The organism is Haloferax denitrificans ATCC 35960 (genome assembly GCF_000337795.1).
In the GTDB taxonomy this organism is placed as follows: Archaea; Halobacteriota; Halobacteria; order Halobacteriales; family Haloferacaceae; genus Haloferax; species Haloferax denitrificans.
The window spans coordinates 200679-218260 of record NZ_AOLP01000019.1 but is presented as its reverse complement, the minus strand read 5'-3'; the positions used below and the strand labels follow the sequence as shown (position 1 = coordinate 218260).

The 17582-nt window shown below is 68.5% G+C and carries 19 protein-coding genes and 1 pseudogene; 10 read left to right on the top strand and 10 right to left on the bottom strand.

Features of this window, described 5'->3' with window-relative positions; all coding sequences use genetic code 11:
* Positions 1 to 28 precede the first annotated feature (28 nt).
* Positions 29 to 811, top strand: coding sequence for a CBS domain-containing protein (locus C438_RS17410; protein ID WP_004971025.1), 783 nt, complete (start codon positions 29 to 31; stop codon positions 809 to 811).
* A 1-nt stretch (position 812) separates the two neighbouring features.
* Here the strand turns inward: C438_RS17410 and C438_RS17405 are convergent, their stop codons facing one another.
* From C438_RS17405 to C438_RS17400, 3 genes are all read right to left on the bottom strand, one after another.
* Positions 813 to 1040, bottom strand: coding sequence for a DUF7543 family protein (locus C438_RS17405; protein WP_004971024.1), 228 nt, complete (start codon positions 1038 to 1040; stop codon positions 813 to 815).
* A 30-nt stretch (positions 1041 to 1070) separates the two neighbouring features.
* Positions 1071 to 1241 carry a hypothetical protein gene (locus C438_RS19810; RefSeq protein ID WP_004971023.1) on the bottom strand — a complete coding sequence of 57 codons (171 nt, stop codon included), beginning with the start codon at positions 1239 to 1241 and terminating at the stop codon, positions 1071 to 1073.
* A gap of 147 nt (positions 1242 to 1388) precedes the next feature.
* Positions 1389 to 2426, bottom strand: a complete 1038-nt coding sequence (locus C438_RS17400; protein ID WP_004971022.1) for a DUF7544 domain-containing protein — start codon at positions 2424 to 2426, stop codon at positions 1389 to 1391.
* 188 nt (positions 2427 to 2614) lie between these two features.
* Here C438_RS17400 and C438_RS17395 point away from each other — a divergent pair, with 188 nt between their 5' ends.
* From C438_RS17395 to C438_RS17385, 3 genes and pseudogenes are all read left to right on the top strand, one after another.
* Positions 2615 to 3718: a hemolysin family protein gene (locus C438_RS17395; protein WP_004971021.1), complete on the top strand. Its 1104-nt coding sequence runs from the start codon at positions 2615 to 2617 to the stop codon at positions 3716 to 3718.
* Between the two features lie 92 nt (positions 3719 to 3810).
* A pseudogene (locus C438_RS17390) lies at positions 3811 to 4918 on the top strand (M24 family metallopeptidase).
* A gap of 39 nt (positions 4919 to 4957) precedes the next feature.
* Positions 4958 to 5146 carry a hypothetical protein gene (locus tag C438_RS17385; protein ID WP_004971020.1) on the top strand — a complete coding sequence of 63 codons (189 nt, stop codon included), beginning with the start codon at positions 4958 to 4960 and terminating at the stop codon, positions 5144 to 5146.
* A 48-nt stretch (positions 5147 to 5194) separates the two neighbouring features.
* On the opposite strand, the gene C438_RS17380 is transcribed toward C438_RS17385, so the two are convergent.
* Both C438_RS17380 and C438_RS17375 read right to left on the bottom strand, forming a co-directional pair.
* A complete protein-coding gene (locus tag C438_RS17380; RefSeq protein ID WP_004971019.1) occupies positions 5195 to 6331 on the bottom strand; it encodes a phosphotransacetylase family protein in 1137 nt (378 codons plus the stop codon).
* Positions 6332 to 6357: 26 nt separating this feature from the next.
* The gene (locus C438_RS17375) at positions 6358 to 8451 is read right to left on the bottom strand and encodes an acetate--CoA ligase family protein (protein WP_004971018.1); all 2094 of its coding nucleotides are present in this window, start codon (positions 8449 to 8451) and stop codon (positions 6358 to 6360) included.
* 206 nt (positions 8452 to 8657) lie between these two features.
* Here C438_RS17375 and C438_RS17370 point away from each other — a divergent pair, with 206 nt between their 5' ends.
* From C438_RS17370 to C438_RS17360, 3 genes are all read left to right on the top strand, one after another.
* A complete protein-coding gene (locus C438_RS17370) occupies positions 8658 to 8918 on the top strand; it encodes a hypothetical protein (RefSeq protein ID WP_004971017.1) in 261 nt (86 codons plus the stop codon).
* A 210-nt stretch (positions 8919 to 9128) separates the two neighbouring features.
* Complete coding sequence (locus C438_RS17365; protein ID WP_004971016.1) at positions 9129 to 9881, top strand: mechanosensitive ion channel family protein; 753 nt, start codon at positions 9129 to 9131, stop codon at positions 9879 to 9881.
* Positions 9882 to 10133: 252 nt separating this feature from the next.
* Positions 10134 to 10931: a ZIP family metal transporter gene (locus C438_RS17360; RefSeq protein ID WP_004971015.1), complete on the top strand. Its 798-nt coding sequence runs from the start codon at positions 10134 to 10136 to the stop codon at positions 10929 to 10931.
* 95 nt (positions 10932 to 11026) lie between these two features.
* On the opposite strand, the gene C438_RS17355 is transcribed toward C438_RS17360, so the two are convergent.
* The 3 genes from C438_RS17355 to C438_RS17345 form a co-directional block, all read right to left on the bottom strand.
* On the bottom strand, positions 11027 to 11311 hold the full coding sequence (locus C438_RS17355) for a DUF7545 family protein (protein ID WP_004971014.1): 285 nt from the start codon (positions 11309 to 11311) through the stop codon (positions 11027 to 11029).
* Positions 11312 to 11412: 101 nt separating this feature from the next.
* On the bottom strand, positions 11413 to 12168 hold the full coding sequence (locus tag C438_RS17350) for an ABC transporter permease (protein ID WP_004971013.1): 756 nt from the start codon (positions 12166 to 12168) through the stop codon (positions 11413 to 11415).
* Positions 12165 to 13118 carry an ABC transporter ATP-binding protein gene (locus C438_RS17345; RefSeq protein WP_004971012.1) on the bottom strand — a complete coding sequence of 318 codons (954 nt, stop codon included), beginning with the start codon at positions 13116 to 13118 and terminating at the stop codon, positions 12165 to 12167. The genes C438_RS17350 and C438_RS17345 overlap by 4 nt, the downstream gene beginning before the upstream one ends.
* Before the next feature lie 141 nt (positions 13119 to 13259).
* Between C438_RS17345 and C438_RS17340 the strand changes: the two genes are divergently transcribed.
* Positions 13260 to 14663 (top strand): PQQ-dependent sugar dehydrogenase, encoded by a 1404-nt coding sequence (locus C438_RS17340; RefSeq protein ID WP_004971011.1) that lies wholly within the window; start codon positions 13260 to 13262, stop codon positions 14661 to 14663.
* 30 nt (positions 14664 to 14693) lie between these two features.
* Here the strand turns inward: C438_RS17340 and C438_RS17335 are convergent, their stop codons facing one another.
* Entirely contained in the window at positions 14694 to 15692 is a 999-nt protein-coding gene (locus tag C438_RS17335) for a Gfo/Idh/MocA family protein (protein ID WP_004971010.1), read from the bottom strand.
* A 79-nt stretch (positions 15693 to 15771) separates the two neighbouring features.
* Between C438_RS17335 and C438_RS17330 the strand changes: the two genes are divergently transcribed.
* Complete coding sequence (locus tag C438_RS17330) at positions 15772 to 15993, top strand: hypothetical protein (RefSeq protein ID WP_004971009.1); 222 nt, start codon at positions 15772 to 15774, stop codon at positions 15991 to 15993.
* Positions 15994 to 16045: 52 nt separating this feature from the next.
* Complete coding sequence (locus C438_RS17325; RefSeq protein WP_004064072.1) at positions 16046 to 17068, top strand: aldo/keto reductase; 1023 nt, start codon at positions 16046 to 16048, stop codon at positions 17066 to 17068.
* 109 nt (positions 17069 to 17177) lie between these two features.
* Here the strand turns inward: C438_RS17325 and C438_RS17320 are convergent, their stop codons facing one another.
* Positions 17178 to 17582: a metal-dependent hydrolase gene (locus C438_RS17320; RefSeq protein WP_004971008.1), complete on the bottom strand. Its 405-nt coding sequence runs from the start codon at positions 17580 to 17582 to the stop codon at positions 17178 to 17180.

Below are 17582 nucleotides of genomic sequence, written 5' to 3'. Positions count from 1 at the left end.
TGCCGACGGTGGCCCTATCAGGTGGGAGATGAGTACTAAAGCGACCGTCAAGGAGTACATGACGCGCGAGGTCCAGACCGTCTCTCCGACCGACACGGTCGCGGACGTCGCCCAACGCATCGCGGAAAGCGACGGCCACAACGGATTTCCCGTCTGTGACGGTCGCAAGGCCGAGGGGTTCGTCACGGCCCGAGACATCCTCCTGTCGGACGACGACGCGAGTATCGAGACGGTGATGGCGACGGACCTCGTCGTCGCCCATCCCGAGATGGACGTCAACGACGCCGCCCGCGTCATCCTTCGGTCGGGCATCCAGAAGCTCCCGGTCGTCGACGACGCGGGCAACCTCGTCGGCATCATCTCGAACACCGACGTCATCCGAAGCCAAATCGAGCGCGCGACGCCCGAGAAGGTGGGCAAACTCATGCGGACGCTCGAACAGATTCACGGCATCACGGTCCACCAAGAGCGCCGGACCGTCGCGCTTTCGAACCTCATTCCCACGCAGGCGCGCGTCTACGCCGACGAACTCGACGGCCGCCGGTACGAACTCGAACGCGGCCTCGCGGAGCCGCTCGTCGTCATCGACAACAACGGGACGTTGCTCCTCGCGGACGGCCACCACCGCGTCCTCGCGGCCGACCGCATCGGCATCGAGGAGATGGACGCCTACGTCATCGTCGTCGACGACCCCGTCGAACTCGGGATGCAACGGACCGCAGAAAAGGAGGGTCTGAAGTCCATCTCGGACATCGACATCGTCGACTACGCCCGACACCCGCTGGTCGAGACGACGCGCCGACTCCAGTAGCTCAGTTCTCCACGTCGTACTCGGCTTTCCACGCGTCGACGGCCTCGCGGGCATCCGGCTCCGATTCGAAGCGCTCGCCCTCGTAGCCGCGGCCCTCGGCGGACTGGTAGAGTCGGTCGACCCTGACGTGCCACGCGTTCGGCCCGCGTCGGAGCCGAATGGTCGCGTGGCCGTCGCTCCGTTCCCACTCCACGATGCGGTCGTCTCGGCGGACCTCCGTCCAACTCATACCGGGCGATGACGGCGGAGGCCGAAGTGTCTACCCATCCGCCAGCGTCGACGCGTCGGTCGTCGCCGGGGCGGCCGGGCGCGTCTCCGCGCCGCAGTTCGGACAGACCGCGTAGCCGAGTCGGTCGTAGGGCACCTCCACCGACGGGCGCTCCAGCCCACACTCCTCGCACGTGAAGTACGAGACCCATTCGAAGGACATACCGGCACCGATGCGTGTCAACGTATTAATTAATCACCGCTTATCGCCCGAGACGGGCACGTCGACGAGGCGCGAAAAACGGAGTGTGACGGGTGGTTCAGGGCTCGACGGGCGAGCGCGCCGGACCTGCGAGCGTGTCGTCGGCTCTCAGGCGGGCGTCGGGCCCTCGGGGGCCGACGAGTCGTCGTCGGACCGGAACTGCGAGACGAGGTCGAGCGAGTCGTCGGCGCTCCCGAGCAAGAACAGCGAGTAGTACCGGAAGTACGTCACGACGGGCATCTGGACGACCGCGCTGACAGCGATGGCCGCGAGGACGAACAGGACCCCGAGCGCGCCGAAGACGACCAGTCCGACCGTCGAGAACAGCGCGACGTTCGCGGCGTTGAGCGCGAGGAACGCCGCGCCGCCGACGATGGCGAAGGGGATGGCGACGACGACGGTAGCGAGGAGCGCCGCGATGCCGACGGCGATGCTCGCGAGGATGCCGAGGATGAACCGGACGATGACGTACAGTCCGAACTCGGAGAGTTCGGCGCGGAACACCGGAACGACCCGGCCCCACGACGACAGGAGGTCGCGGTCTTCGGCTATCATCGTCGGGACGACGAAGTCGGTCGTCAACTGCACGATGATGGCGCTCACGAACAGTAGCCCGATGGCGAGAAACACAAGCGGGATGGCGAGGAGGGCAATCCCGGGCGTGACCGCGACGGAGCCGAAGTATACGGCCGCGACCGGGAGTCCGATGACCGTGATGATGGCGATGAGCAGGCCAATTTGGAACGCGAACAGTCTGACGCCGAGCCAGAAGCGCTCGCGGAACGGTTTGCGGATGCGAACGTCTTTCGTGACGACGGCGTCCACGAGGACGAACTGCATCACGGAGCCGACGAACGACCAGATGAGGCCGAGGACGAGGCCGACCGCCACGAGCGCGATGACCGCGGCGATGACGTTTTCGGGCGTCACGAACCCGGGCAACGAGTCGACCGGAATGTCGGTCGACCCGCCTCCATTGCTCACGGTCGTGCCGCTGTTGCTTCCGGCACCACCGCTTCCGCCGAGCCCACCGATGAAGAGGGCGATGAATGCGAGGCGCGCCCAGCGGCCCGCGTCGAACGGGAGGAGGAGCGACGCCGTGGCGTCACGAGCGTCGTCGAGGGCGTCGATTGCTTTCCAACTCATGAGTGACAATGCGACGCCTCGCGAGATAAAACTGTTCGAGCGCTAAGGTTTATCTCGCACACCGGCCGCTTCGGACCGATTTGGACCGCTCGGACTCGGTCCCCCGGCAGTGCATCGCCCGCGAGAGGTTCGCACCGCCGGTCCGAGCCGACACCCTCAGGGGTGTCCGGTTCGAACGCTCGGCTCACATGGTAGGTGTCGAAACCGCGCTTCGCCTCGGCGGCGGCCTCGTGTTGTTGCTCGCGAACGCCTTCTTCGTCGTTTCGGAGTTCGCGATGACGCGCGTCCCGCAGTTCGACGAGTCCGCCTTCGAGGGCTCCCGCGGTCTCGAACTCGCGTGGGAGATGACCGAACGGCTGGAGGTGTATCTCTCGGGCTGTCAGGTCGGGATTACCATCGCCAGCGTCGGCCTCGGCGTCGTCGCCGAACCGGCCGTCGCGGCCACCTTCGACGCGGTCCTCGGCGGCGGCGGAACGGCGGGTTCCCACACGTCGCTTTCGGTCGGGCTGGCGCTCGTCGTCATCAACCTCTCGCACGTCGTCCTCGGCGAGCAGGTGCCGACGTATCTCGGCGTCGAGCGCTCCCGCGCGGTGGCGAAGTACACCGCGCCCGTCCTCTACGGCTGGACGAAGCTGATGTACCCGGTCATCGTCGTCGCCGACTGGCTGGCAAAGCGCCTGCTGTCGCTCGGCGGCGTGGAGATAACCCGGTCGTGGCAAGAAGCCGAAATCGACGACGAGGACGGCGACGGCTCCGCGGGAGAGGGACCCCGTCTCAGTCGCGGCGAGGTCCGAAGCCAGATGGGGGACATCCTCTCGCAGGGCTCGCTTCCGAAGGACCGCCGCGAGGAGGTGCTCAACGCGCTCCGAATCGGGGAGTTACCCGTTCGCGACGTGATGGTCCCCGCGGACCGCGTCGTCGCGCTCTCGGCCGACGCGACCACGGACGAGAGCCTCGAACGCGTCCGGGCGAACCCCCAGCACTCGCGGTTCCCGCTCGTCGGCGACTCGCTGGACGACGTGCGCGGCGTCGTCTACGCGCCGACGGTGCTCTCGAACATCGACCGCCTCCAGTCGGGCGACCGCCGCCTCGACGACATCGCCGCGCCCCCGCTTTCGGTACCCTCGGACCTCTCGGTCAGCGACCTCATCGACCGCTTCCAAGCAGAGAATCAGGAACTCGCCATGGTCCGCGACCCCGAAAGCGGCTCCGTGGTCGGCCTCGTGACCGCCTCCGACGCCTTCGAGTCCATCACCGGCCAGCTCTACGACCCGCTCGACCTCGGGGCGTAGGTCGCCCGCGGGACGGGCCGACCGGTGGCCAGCGCCCCGGCACGCGCTCGCGGACCGCCCACGCTTTTCTCCCGGCGCTCGTATCGACTCGCATGACGCCCTTCGAACGACGAACCCGCGCCTGCCAACAGCGACTGACCGACGCGGACGCCGACGCGACCGTGTTGTTCCCCAGCCGAAACCTGCTGTACCTCTCGGGCTTCGACGAAGCGCCCGCGGAGCGCCATCTGCTTCTTTTCGTCCCCCGCGAGGGCGACCCGGTGTTTCTCGTCCCAGACCTCTACGAGACGCAGGTCCGCGCCGAGTCGTGGGTCGCGGACGTGCGCACGTGGAGCGACGACGACGACCCGCGGGACGCCCTCGCGGACATCGTCTCGGACCTCGACCTCGCCGGCGGCCGCGTCCTCGTCGACGACACGATGTGGGCGCGCTTCTCGCAGGACCTCCGGGCGGCGCTCCCCGCCGCCGACTTCGGTCTCGCGGGCGAGGTCGTCGCGCCGCTCCGCGCGCGGAAGGACGACGCCGAACTCGACGCGCTCCGCCGCGCCGGGGCGGCCGTCGACCGCGCCGTCGAGCGCGTCCGCGACTATGGGCGCTGACGCCGTCGGCATGACCGAGAACGAACTCGCCGCGGAAATCGAGCGCCTCCTCGCCGACGAGGGCGGCGAGGGGATTCCCTTCGGCCCGCTCGTCGGCTCCGGCCCGAACGGGGCGATGCCGCACCACAGCCACGGCGACCGCGTCATCGAGTCGGGCGACCCGGTCGTCCTCGACTTCGGCACCGTCGTCGACCACTACCCGAGCGACCAGACCCGGACCGTCGTCTTCGCCGGCGAGCCGCCCGCGGAGTTCGCGGAGGTCCACGGCGTCGTGCAGGCCGCCCGGACCGCCGCCGTCGAGGCCGTCGAACCGGGCGTCGCCGCCGGCGACGTCGACCGCGCGGCCCGCGAGGTCATCGAGGAGGCGGGCTACGGCGACCGCTTCATCCACCGGACCGGCCACGGCGTCGGCCTCGACGTGCACGAGGAACCCTACATCGTCGCCGGGAGCGACCGCGAACTCGAAGTCGGGAACGTGTTCAGCGTCGAACCGGGCGTCTACCTCCCCGACGAGTTCGGCGTCCGAATCGAGGACCTCGTCGTCGTCACCGAAGACGGCGCGGAACTCCTGAACGACACCGACCGCGGCTGGCGCTGTTAGGCGCAAAGCTGTTAAATCGCTGACTAACGTTGCGGGCGTATGTTCTCCCGTCAGACGCTCGTCATCATCGGGTTCGTCCTCGCCGCCCTCCCCATCGCCTATCTCGTGGAGATAGTCACCGGCGAGTTCGTCCTCTCGTTTTTCGCGTTGCTCGCGGTCGGCGTGTTCGCGCCGTCGCTCCTCAACGACTACCTCGATAGCCGCGAGGGTGGCCAGAACGGCGTCTGAGTTCGAATCCCGAAAAAAGCAGTCGATGCCGTGCCGACGCGTCGGTCGTTACTCGTCGTCGCCGTCGGCCGCGTCGTCGTCAGCCGCACCGTCGTCAGCCGCACCGCCGTCACCGGACGGCTCGATGTTGCCGATGATGGCGTCGATGTCGGCGTGTTCGTACAGCAGGTCGCGCATCCGGTTGACCGTGCGCTCGTCGCGGGTGCGGCCCGTGCTGACGATGTCCTCGGCGCGGTCGGTCACAGAGAGGGTGTCGCCGTTGACGAGGAGCACCGGGACGCCCTTCTCTTCGGCCTTGCCGATGACGGCCCCGACGGGTCGGTGGCCGCCGGTGAGGATGATACACTTGACGCCGGGGGCTTCGAGCGCGGCGCGCTGGATGTTCGCGCGGTCGCCGCCGGTGATGACCGCGGCGTTCTTCGTGCGGCGGAAGTAGCGGAGCGCCGCGTCGCCGCCCATCGCGCCGACGAGGAAGCGCTCGACGAAGGCGTCGGTCGGGGCATCGGTGGCGAAGTCCGCGCCGAGTTCGTTCGCGAGTTCCTCGACGGTGACGCCCGCGAGGTCCTTCTCGGTCGGGACGACGCCGAGGACGGGGACGCCGCGGGCTTCGAGGAACGGCGCGATCTCGGTTTCGAGTTCGTCGTAGACGGCGTCGCTCACGCGGTTGAACACGACGCCGGCGAGGCGGTCGGGGCCGATGTCTTCGACCGCCGCGACCACGTCGTCGAGGTCGCTCGGGTGCTGGTAGTCGGCGACGAGGATGACCTCGGCGTCGAGGAGGTTCGCCACGTCGCCGTCGGTGAGGTCGACGATGCCGCCGGTGCGGTAGGAGCCGCCGCCCTCGATGAGCATCAGGTCCTTGCCGGCCGAGATGTCCTCGAAGTGGTGGGAGATGACCTCCGAGAGCTCCTCGGCGTTCTCCTTGCCGCGGACCGCGCCCTGGATGAACGTCGGGGAGTAGACGACGGGTTCGAGCTGGTGCATCTCGGCGTCGATGTCGAGCAGTTCGCGGGCGAGCATCGGGTCCTCGTCGAGGGTCTTGCCGGTGCTGGACTGCAGGCGGGTGCCCTTGGGCTTCATGTAGCCCACGTCCAGCCCGCGCTCCTTGGCGAGGACGCCGAGTGCGAGCGTGATTGCGGTCTTCCCGGTGCTTTCTCCGGTCGAGGTGACGAGTACCGTGTTCATTGTTGAGTGATAGGGTGGTGAAGTGTTTAAAGTTCGTCCGGGTCGACGGTGAGTCGAACGTCGACGGCCTTCACGCCGTCCGGCAGGGCGACGAGCGGGTTGATGTCGAGTTCGAGGATGGCCGGGAAGTCGGTGACGAGTTGGGAGAGCCGCTGGATGGTCTCCGTGATGCCGCCGATGTCGACCGGGTCGTTACCGCGGGCGCCGCGGAGCATCGGCGCGGCGTCGATTTCCTTCGTCATGTCTTCTGCTTCCGTCTCGGAGACGGGCGCGACGCGGAACGTCGTGTCTTCGAGGATTTCCACGAAGATGCCGCCGAGACCGAACATCATGAGCGGGCCGAACTGCGGGTCGCGGTTCATGCCGACGATGGTCTCGACGCCGTCGTCGAGGTTCACCATCTCCTGGACCTGCACGCCGAGGATGTTGGCGTCGGGCTGGTAGTTCTTCGCGCGGGTGATGAGGTCCTCGTAGGCGTCGTAGACGTCCTCGTTTTCGACGCCGACCTTGACGCCGCCGATGTCGGACTTGTGGAGGATGTCCGGGCTGACGATTTTCATCACGACGTTGCCGTCGATGTTTTCGGCGACTTCGAGCGCGTCGGCCGGGTCGTCGACGATGTCGCCGGTCGGCGTCTCGATGCCGTAGGCGTCGAGCAGTTCCATCGCCTCGACGCCGAGGCGGGTCTCGTCGCGGTCCTTGACGGTTTCGAGGATTTCGCGGGCGCGCTCGCGGTCCACGTCGAACTCGGTGGGCGCGTCGTACTCGCGCTGGCGGATGTCGGCGTACTTCGAGAGCGCCTCGAGGCCGTCGACGGCGCGCGAGGGGTCGAAGTAGTTCGGGATGCCGGCGTCCTTCATCACGTCGGACGCGGCGTCGACGCGCTCGCCGCCCATGAAACAGGCGGCGATTGGCTTGTCGTGTTTCTCCTGTAGCTCGACGGTGTCGGCGGCGAGTTGGTTGTAGTCGAGGACGGCCGTCGGACAGGTCAGGACGAGCGCCATGCCGACGTTGTCGTCGGCGAGCGCCACGTCGAGGGCCTCCTTGAACCGGGCGTTGTCGGCGTCGCCGACGATGTCGACCGGGTTGTAGATGTTCCCCTCGGCGGGGAGCGACTCGGAGAAGGCTTCGAGCGTCTCGTCGGTGAAGTCGGCCATCTTCAGCTCCGACTCGCCGATGGCGTCGGTCGTCATGACGCCGGGGCCGCCGGCGTTCGTGATGACGGCCACGTCCTTGTTCTCGGGGAGCGGCTGGTCGCCCAGCACGCGGGCGGTGTCGAACAGGTGCTGGACGGACTCCGCGCGGATGACGCCCGCCTGTTCGAGGCCGGCCTCGTAGGCGGCGTCGGAGCCGGCGATGGTTCCGGTGTGCGAGGAGGCGGCCTGCGCGCCGGCGTCGGTCTTGCCGGACTTGACGAGGACGATGGGCGTGTCCTTCGTCACGTCGCGGGCGGAGTCGATGAACTCGCGGCCCGCCGAGATGCCTTCGAGGTAGCCGATGATGACCTCGGTGTCGGGGTCGTCGTTCCACGTCTCGATGAAGTCGGCCTCGTCGAGGACGGCCTTGTTACCCAGCGAGACGATGTCCTTGAAGCCGATGTCCTCGTCGTTGGCCCAGTCGATGACGGCCGTGATGAACGCGCCCGACTGGCTCATGAAGGACATGTTGCCGTCGAGGGCCATGTCGGGGCCGAACGTCGCGTTCATGCCCACGTCCGTGTTCATGATGCCCAGACTGTTCGGGCCGACGACGTTGAGGTCGTACTCCTCGGCGATATCGCGGAGTTCCTGCTCGCGGGCGGCGCCCTCACTGCCCGTCTCGCCGAAGCCGGCGGTGATGACGACCACGTTCTGGATACCCGCTTCCCCGGCGGACTTCATCGCCGGCAGGACGACCTTCGGGGGAACGACGATGACCGCGAGGTCGGCGTTCGTCTCGCCGACGTCGCCGTAGCACTGCAGGCCGAACAGTTCGTCGTACTTGGGGTTGACCGGAACGACCTCACCGTCGAACTCGTCGATGAGGTTGTCCATGATTGCCCGCCCGATTGCTCCTTCGCGCTCGGTCGCACCGACCACCGCGATTCGGTTCGGCGCGAACAATTCGGATAGCTCTCCCATTACCTGTTGATTCCCGTCATTGACTGATAAACTCGGTGGTGTGGGCGGTCTCACGGCCTTTGGTGGCACGCTACAGTAGCGCAATTAATCGCTATGATTCGTGATTTATACCACGGAATTGGGCCGATAATGCTCGTCAGCCGGAGGAATCGACGCCGACCCGTGGCGGCCAAACGCATAACACCGTCCCCTGTAAATCACGGGCTATGTCGATGACTTCCGACGACGCGCCGCTCCACCGGACCGCCGGCGCGAAAGTCGCCGTCGCGGTCTTCCTCGCGCTGACGCTCGTCTACGCGCTGTTCATCGCCCAGCAGATTCTCGCGTGGGTGTTCCTCGTCGTCATCGCCGTCGTCCTCTGGTACGCCGCCCGACTCGTCGTCGCCATGGAGGAAATCGCGACACAGCTCGGTCGCCTCGCCGACGAGCGCGCCGATTCTCGCGACCGCGGCGACGAATCAAGCTGAGATTAAATCGCGGCCGACGCGCCCGAATCCGAGACGGTCCCGCCCGCGAACCGGTCGAATGAGAATCAAAAAACCCACCGCGAGAACCGTCTGTTCGTCCGTTTCCGCCGAGTATCGGCGAAATCTGAGGGTACCGATTACGAGATAATTTCGTTCACGGTTCTTCTATTATTAACTATCTGTCGGGAGCGCGATGTTCCACCCGCAACAATGTACCCGTTACAAGTCACGTTGACCGAGTCCATCGCAGAGTTGACCAACGCCGTGCTCGCGTTCGTCCCGCGGCTCGTGGGCGCGCTGTTAATCCTCATCGTCGGCTGGTTCATCGGCAGTATCGCGGCCCGCCTCATCGCGCGAGTCGCCGACGGCGTCGAGGTCGACAAGGCGGTGTTGGCGACGCCCGTCGGGAAGATTCTCGGCGGGACCGAAAAGACCGTCTCGCGGGCGTTCGGGACGCTCGGCAAGTGGTTCGTCTACGCCATCGCCGTCCTCGCGGCCGCCGACGTGCTCGCGGTCGACCTGTTCTCCGAATGGGTCTCGACCGCGGCGTCGTACGCGCCGTCGTTCGTGGCCGGCCTGCTCGTCATCGTCCTCGGGTTCGTCGTCGCCGACTTCATCGGTGACGCCATCACCCGGACCCGCGCGGCGACCGAGACGCCGTACACGAGCGTCTTCGCGGTCGGCACCCGGATGTTCCTCTACTTCACCGCGGTCGTCATCGGCCTGAGCACGATGGGCATCGACGTGGCCATCCTGTTCACCATCGCGCAGGCGTTCGCGTGGGGCATCGCCGCGGCCCTCGCCATCGGCGTCGGCGGCGCGGTCGCCTTCGGCGCGCGCGACTACGTCTCGGCCAACGTCGAGCGCTGGATGGGTTCGGCCCGCTCCGTCGCGGCCGCCCCCGTCTCCCCGATGGGCGGCGACACCGACTCCCCCGAGGGCGCGTCGCCGGCCGACGACTGAACACGCTCCGCCCGGTGCGTCCAGTGTGCCCGGTGTGCGCGCACCGCGGCACCGACACCTTTCTTCGCCGACTACCGCCGCCGAGCCGCCGCTCGCGCCGACATATATCAGAATATCTATTCTAACTTCGGGGCGCACTTTTTGGCCCGTCTAAACCATCTGAAGCCCTCTACTCGGCATCCGATAGTTTAGGCCAGCCAAAAATATCTGGGATATGATAATACTTATCGGCGCCGAGTGGCTACGGTCGGTATGGACCAGTTTGCCGCTCTCACGTTCGTCTTTCTCGCCGGGCTCGTCACGGCCATCGCGACCGGTCTCGGCGCGATTCCGTTCTTCTTCGTCTCCGACGTGAGCGACCGCTGGAACGTGGCGCTGTGGGGCATCGCCTCGGGCATCATGGTGTCGGCGTCGCTGTTCGGCCTCGTCTTCGAGGGGCTCGCAAACGGGACGCCGCTCCAACTCGGCGTCGGGATGCTCGCGGGCGTCGCGCTCGTCGTCGTCGCCCACCGCGTCATCGAGGGCGCGGACGTCAACCCCAAGCAGTACGAGGAGGCCGACTTCCGCAAACTGCTTTTGATTCTCGGCATCCTCACCGTCCACAGCTTCCCCGAGGGCGTCGCCGTCGGCGTCTCGTTCGCCGACCTCGGCCTCGACGGCGGCGTTCAGCTGTTCGGCTTCGTCGTCCCGCTACTCGCCGTGTTCATGACCATCGCCATCTCGATTCACAACGTCCCCGAGGGGCTGGCCATCTCCATCCCGCTCCGGTCGATGAACGTCTCGAACTGGAAGCTCGTCTGGTGGGCCATCTTCTCCAGTTTGCCCCAGCCCATCGGCGCGGTCATCGCCTTCTACTTCGTCCGCATCGCCCGGGAGTTCCTCCCGTTCGGCTTCGGCTTCGCCGCGGGCGCGATGGTGTTTCTCGTCCTCACGGAGTTCATCCCCGAGGCGCTCGAACTCGGCGAGCGCCTCCCGCGCGGCGGCCGGGTCGAACTGCTCGCGGGGCTCGTCGCCGGCTTCGCCGTCATGGTCCCGCTGGCGTTCATCTGAGCGCGGCGGACCCGCCGCGACGGCTCAGACGCGCGGCTCTCCCCTTCGACTCGGAACGGCAGAGAAAACAGCGAACTGCGAGCCGCGAATGCGGCTTAGTGCGAGTGGCCGAGCGCGTCCGACAGCGGGACGCCGAAGCGGTCTTCGAACAGCTCTTCCATCTTTTCGTTGATTTCGGCGATGTCGGCCGGCGCGCCGCCCTCGCTGTGGTGCGCGACGACGTGGGCCTGCTGTGCGAACGCCTGCACGACGACGTCGGCGACGACGTCGGTCGGGTCTTCGCCCTGCTCCGCGAAGATGTCGACGAGGCCCGCGGGGAGTTCCAGCGCTTCGGTGTCTCCGTCCGGTCCCTCGATGGTGTACGTCTCAGTTTCGACCATGCCACCACGTGGGGTCGGCCGCGGGTTAAGGCTTGAGTTTGCGGGCGCGTCGGACGCCCTCACGAGCGCCGCGAACGCCGCGGGGGGCGGTGTGCGCTCTCTCAGTCGGTCCGCGGAATCGCCACCGTCCCCGCCGCGAAGAAGGCGACCGCGAGCGCCGCGAGCACCGCGAGATTCGTGACCCAGTCGCCGCCGCTGTAAGTGAGCGCCCGGACGCCCCGAGCGAAGTACGTGAGCGGCGAGAGGTTCAGCGCCGGGACGAACCACGCCGGGAGCAGGTCGGGCGTCACGAACGTCTCAGAGAGGAACAGCAGGGGGAGCGCGATGGCGTTGCTCGCGGCGATGACGCCGTCCTGCGAGTCGGCGACGCTCCCGATGACGGCCCCGAGGCCGCAAAAGAGCGTCACGCCGAGCGCGACGAAGGGGACGATGGCGAGCGTCGCGGGCGTCAGCGGAATCGACGCGCCCGTCACGAGCGCCGACAGCGCGAGGAGCAACAGCGCCGCGAGGCCGATGACGACGACGTTGACGAGCGAGTGCGCGAGGAGCCACTCGGCGCGCGACAGCGGCGTCGTCGCCAGCTTCTCGAAGCGGCTCCCCTCGCGGTGGCGGGCGATGGTGCTCCCGACGCGAGACAGCGGGGTGAACAGCACGACGACCGCGAGATAGCCGGCGATGTAGTACTCCTTCGGCTCGGCGAACAGGCCGCCGCCGGTCGGCTGGGTCTGCACGAGCGCCCCGAAGATGACGACGATGATGGCGGGGAAGAAGAACGTGAAGAAGACCGCCGTCCGCCGCCGGAGGAACGAGTGCCACGAGGCGACGAACTCCGAGCGGACGCGGGCGGCGAGGCTCATCTGTCACCTCCGACCGCGGCGGCCGCGGCGGGGCGGGCGGCCTCGAACTGCTCGCCGGTCAAAGAGAGGTAGACCTCTTCGAGACCGGGCTGTTTCCACACGAGCGACTCGTAGACGACGCCCGCGTCGTCGAAGGCGGCGACCACGTCGCCGATGTCGCGCGGGCCGACGCCGTGGACGGTGATGTCGTCGCCCGACACCGTCGCGTCGAGCGCGGCCGGGAGCGACACCGATTCGAGGGCCGCGTCGGCGTCGGCGTCGCCGTCGGTCCGGACGACGAGACGACTCTCGCCGCCGTACTCGGTAACGAGGTCGTCCGGTCGGCCGACCGTGACGAGTTCGCCCGCGTTGAGCAGGCCCACGCGGTCGGCGAGGCGTTCTATCTCCTCCATCGAGTGGCTGGTGAGAAACACCGTCGTCCCGCCGGCGGCGAGGCCCTCGACGAGCCCCCACAGCGACCGCCGACCCGCGGGGTCGATGCCGGTCGTCGGCTCGTCCAAGAACAGCACGTCGGGGTCGTTGACGAGCGTCAAGGCGATGCAGGCGCGGCGCTGTTGGCCGCCCGAGAGGTTCTCGTACCACGTGTCTGCGGCGTCGGCGAGACCGACTTCGTCGAGCACCGCGTCGGGGTCGCGGGCGTCGTCGTAGAGTCCGGCGTAGTAGGCCACGAGTTCGCGGGCGGTGAGCCGGCCCGCGGGGCGGAACTCCTGCGGGAGGACGCCGAGGCGCTGGCGGTCCACCTCGGTCGGGTCGCGCCCGAGGATGGCCGCCGACCCCGAGTCAACCGCGGTCGTGCCCGTGAGGGCGCGAACCAGCGTCGTCTTCCCCGCGCCGTTCGGACCGATGAGGCCGAAGACCTCCCCCTCGGCGACCGACAGGGAGACGCCCGAGAGCGCCTCCACGTCGCCGTAGGACTTCCTGAGGCCGTCGGCGGCGAGTACCTCGTCCATGTCGTACCCGTCGTCACTATCGGGTGGTAAGGGATTCGGAATCGCCGCTCGGTTCGAGTCGCGAGAGTGGCGGACTCGCGGAGAGGGCCAGCCGCCCCGACCGTAGCAAGCCTTACTCCACTCGCGCCGCTCTACGTTGACATGAACGGTTCCCGACGCGACTTCCTCGCCGCGACCGGCGCGACCCTCTTGGGCGGCTTCGCGGGCTGTGCGAGCGCCCCGACCGACGGCGGCGCTGGCGGAACGACCGACCGCGACGCGACGACCGACGGGACCGACGGCTCGACCGCGACCGCGGACGCCGGGGGCGACGGCCCCGGCGGCTCGCTCGCGGGCCTCGAAGTCGCCTACGAGACGCTGGCGACCGGGTTCGCCTCGCCGGTCGACGTGGCCGTCCCCGAAGCGTTCGGCGGGAGTCGACGGTTCGTCGTGGACCAGCCCGGCAGGATGTGGCTCCACGACGACGCGGGACTACAGAGCGAGCCCTATCTCGACATCACCGACCGCGTCGTCGACCTCAACGGCTACGACGAGCGCGGCTTCCTCGGCGTCGCCTTCCACCCCGAGTTCGCCGACAACGGGCGGCTCTACCTCCGATACAGCGCGCCTCGTCGGTCGGGGACGCCCTCGAACTACAGCCACACGTTCGTCCTGAGCGAACTGACGGTCGACCCCGAGGCGACGACCGTCTCGGCCGACTCCGAGCGGACACTGCTCGAACTCCCCGAGCCCCAGCCGAACCACAACGCGGGAGCCGTCGCGTTCGGGCCGGACGGCTACCTCTACGTCGCCACGGGCGACGGCGGCGGCGCGAACGACGAGGGGCGCGGCCACGTCGACGACTGGTACGACGCCGTTCCGGGCGGCAACGGACAGGACGTGACCGAGAACCTCCTCGGGAGCGTCCTCCGAATCGACGTTGACGCGACCGGCGGGGTTTCCGGCGACGACGACCGGCCCTACGGAATCCCCGAGGACAACCCGCTCGTCGGAACCGACGGCCGCGACGAGCAGTACGCGTGGGGGCTCAGAAACCCGTGGCGGCTCTCGTTCGACGGCGAGGACTGCTACGTCGCCGACGTGGGGCAGGGCGCGTGGGAGGAGGTGAACCTCTTGGAGCGCGGCGGCAACTACGGCTGGAACGTCCGCGAGGGCGCACACTGCTTCCGCGCGGGCGACTGCCCGACCGAGACGCCCGACGGCGCGCCGCTCATCGACCCGGTGCTGGAGTACCCCCACAGCGGCGACGGCCCGTCCGGGGTGGCCGTCATCGGCGGCCACGTCTACCGCGGCGAGTCGATTCCGGGTCTCTCGGGCGCGTACGTCTTCGCCGACTGGCAGTCCGAGGGCAGACTGTTCGCCGCCCGCCCGAGCGAGTCGCGGCCGTGGGACATCGCGGAGCTTCCCGTGGCGGACCGCGACGACGGCGGGACGAACGTCCTCGCGTTCGGCCGCGCACCCGACGGCGAACTGTACGTCTGCACCAGCGACCGCCCGATTGTCACCGGGTCGTCGGGCGCGCTGAACCGGCTGACCGGCGCGTGAGCGTCGTCCCGCGCCTCCGAAGCCGGGGCGTCAGGCGTCGCCGTCGACGTTGACTCGCCTGCCCGTCGTCGCCGACTCGTAGGCCGCCTCGGTCAGCGCGGTCACGCGCAGGGCGTCCTCGGCCGGGATGGCGAGGTCGGCCTCGTCGCGGGCGGCGTCCACGAAGTTCCGGAGCTTCTTCCGGGTCAACTCCTCGAAGCCGGGCGTCGGCGGCGTGGCGGTGTAGGTCGTCCCGCCCTCCGTCACCTCGATGGTGTCGCCGTCGAAGGCGACCATGCCCTCGGTGCCGATGACGCGGAGCGACTCGCCGGGGTCCGGGACGCTCTGTCCGTCGCCGGAGACGCCGACGCTCGCGGTGAGGCGGTCGCCGTCGCGGTCGAGGACGACCGCGAGCGCCGCGTTCACGTCCACGTCGTGGCCGCGGTGGTCGACCGCCGCGGCGACCGTCACCGGTTTCGAGCGCGTCACCCAGAGCATCGCGTCGAGGAGGTGCGACCCCGAGTCGTACAGTTGGCCGCCGCCCGACAGCGACGGGTCGCCGCGCCACTCGTCTTTCGTCCAGCGAATCCACTCCTGTTCGAGGTGGCAGACCACCATGTGCGGGTCGCCGATGCGGCCGCTGTCGACGACGCGCCGGAGTTCGTGGAACCGCGGGTCGAAGTGGCGCTGGTAGCCGACCGCGAGCGTGAGGCCGCGCTCGTCGGCGCGGTCGATGAGCGCCCGCGCCCCGCCGAGGTCCGTCACCATCGGCTTTTCGAGGTGGACGTGGAGGTCGGCGTCGAGCGCGGCGAGCGCCTGGTCGAAGTGCTTCGTGTGCGGCGAGGCGATGGTCACCGCGTCGAGGAACTCGGCGTCCAGCAGTTCCTCGGTCGTCTCGTAGGTCGGCACGTCGAACTCGTCGCCGAACTTCTCGCGAACCTCGTCTGCGGGGTCGACGCCGGCGACGACGCGCACGCCCTCCAGTTCGTTGAGGAGGCGGCACTCCAGCACGCCGAGGCTTCCGAGTCCGATACCTGCGACTCTGAACATGCCGTACCAGTCGCGCGGAAGCCGCAAAAGCGTGCGGGCGAGTCGCAAGGGATTCCCGGGGAGCGCGTGTGGGTCGGGCATGGACGACGCAGTCCTCCAGCGGTTCGCCGTCGTGCTCGCGTTGGTCGGTGGGGCGCTCCACGTTACTGCCCTCGCCGAGAATCCGTCGCAGGGGTTCGTCACCGTCGGGTTCGCGGTGCTCCTCCTCGCGCTCGCGCTCGGCGGCGCGCCGGTCGCGCGCGACCTGTTCGCGGCGGACGCGACTCCCGCCGAACCGCCCGACGCCGGCGAACAACGCTGAACACCTCGCCGCTACTCACACGCTTTAGTCGCCGGCCGACGTGGCATCGACCATGAGCCTCGACTATCGACGACTCGGGTCGACCGGCACCCGCGTCTCGGAACTGTGCTTCGGCACGTGGCGATTCGGTCGAAAGAGCAGCGGCGTCCTGGAGACCGACGAGGAGGAAGCGCACGAACTCCTCGACGCGTTCGAGGAGCGCGGTGGGAACTTCATCGACACCGCCAACGTCTACGGCAACCCGAACGGCACGTCCGAGGAGTACATCGGTAACTGGCTGGCCGAGCGCGACCGCGAGGACTACGTGCTCGCCTCGAAGGTGTACTTCCCGTTCGACGAGGACAACCCCAACGGGCGCGGCCTCTCGCGGACGCACATCCGCAACCAGATCGAGGGGACGCTCGACCGCCTCGACACCGACTATCTCGACCTCTACTACATCCACCGCTGGGACGAGGAGACGCCCATCGAGGAGACGCTCCAGACGCTCAACGGCCTCGTCGAGGAGGGGAAGGTCAACTACCTCGGCGCGTCCACGATGGCGTCGTGGCAACTCACGAAGGCGCTGTGGAAGTCCGACGTCAACGACTACGCCCGCTTCGACGTGACCCAGCCGCTGTTCCACGCCGGCTACTACGAGGACGTGAAAGACTACCTCGACGTCTGCGGCGACCAGGACATCGCGGTCTGTCCGTACTCGCCGCTCGCGGGCGGCTTCCTCACGGGCAAGTACGAGCGCGCCGACCCCGACGACCCGACCGAGTACGTCGCGCCCGACGGCGCGCGCGGCTCGTTCGACGAGCGCTTCGACCGGTTCTACGTCTCCGAGCGCGGCTGGAAGGTGCTCGACGAGATTCGCGCCGTCGCCGACGAGGTCGACGCCAGCCCCGCGCAGGTCGCGCTCCGCTGGCTGATGGACTACCCCGAGGCGACGGTCGTCCCAATCGTCGGCGCGCGGACGACCGACCAGCTCGACGAGAACGTCGGCGCGGCCGACGTGGACATCTCGACCGACCAGTGGGAACGCATCACGAACGCCCGCTACGACGAAGACGGCCGACGCTGGGGCCACTGAGCGACCGCGGGCGACGCGGGTACCCGGCGACAGGCGCGACGGGCGCGACGGACGACCCGGACGGCCCGGACGGCCCGGACGACCCGGACGATTCAGACTCCGGCTTTTTTCACGCGATGCCGAGGTCTCGCAGGAAGTCGCAGACGACGTGGACGTAGAGCACGACCGCGAGGAACGCCGCGAGCGACCCGAGTCCCGAGAGCGCGAGCGCGCCGACCGCGACGCCGCCGACGAGGTGGTGGCTCAGGAGGCGCTTGCGGTCGAACTCGGTGTCGAACTCCTCGAACACCCGCTCTTGGTCGAGGAGGCCGACCCGCGGGTTCGTCACCGCGAGCCGCAGGTTCGCCCAGTCGCCGCGCTGGACGCGGGCGATGACGAAGTGGTCGAGGTCGATGAAGACGCTCGCGAACACCGCGCCGGCGACGAGAAGCGGCAGGCTCCCCGGCGGGTCCACGGCGAGCGCGGCGGCCGCCCCGGCGACCGCGCCGACGGCGGCGTGTTCGAGTGATTTCAC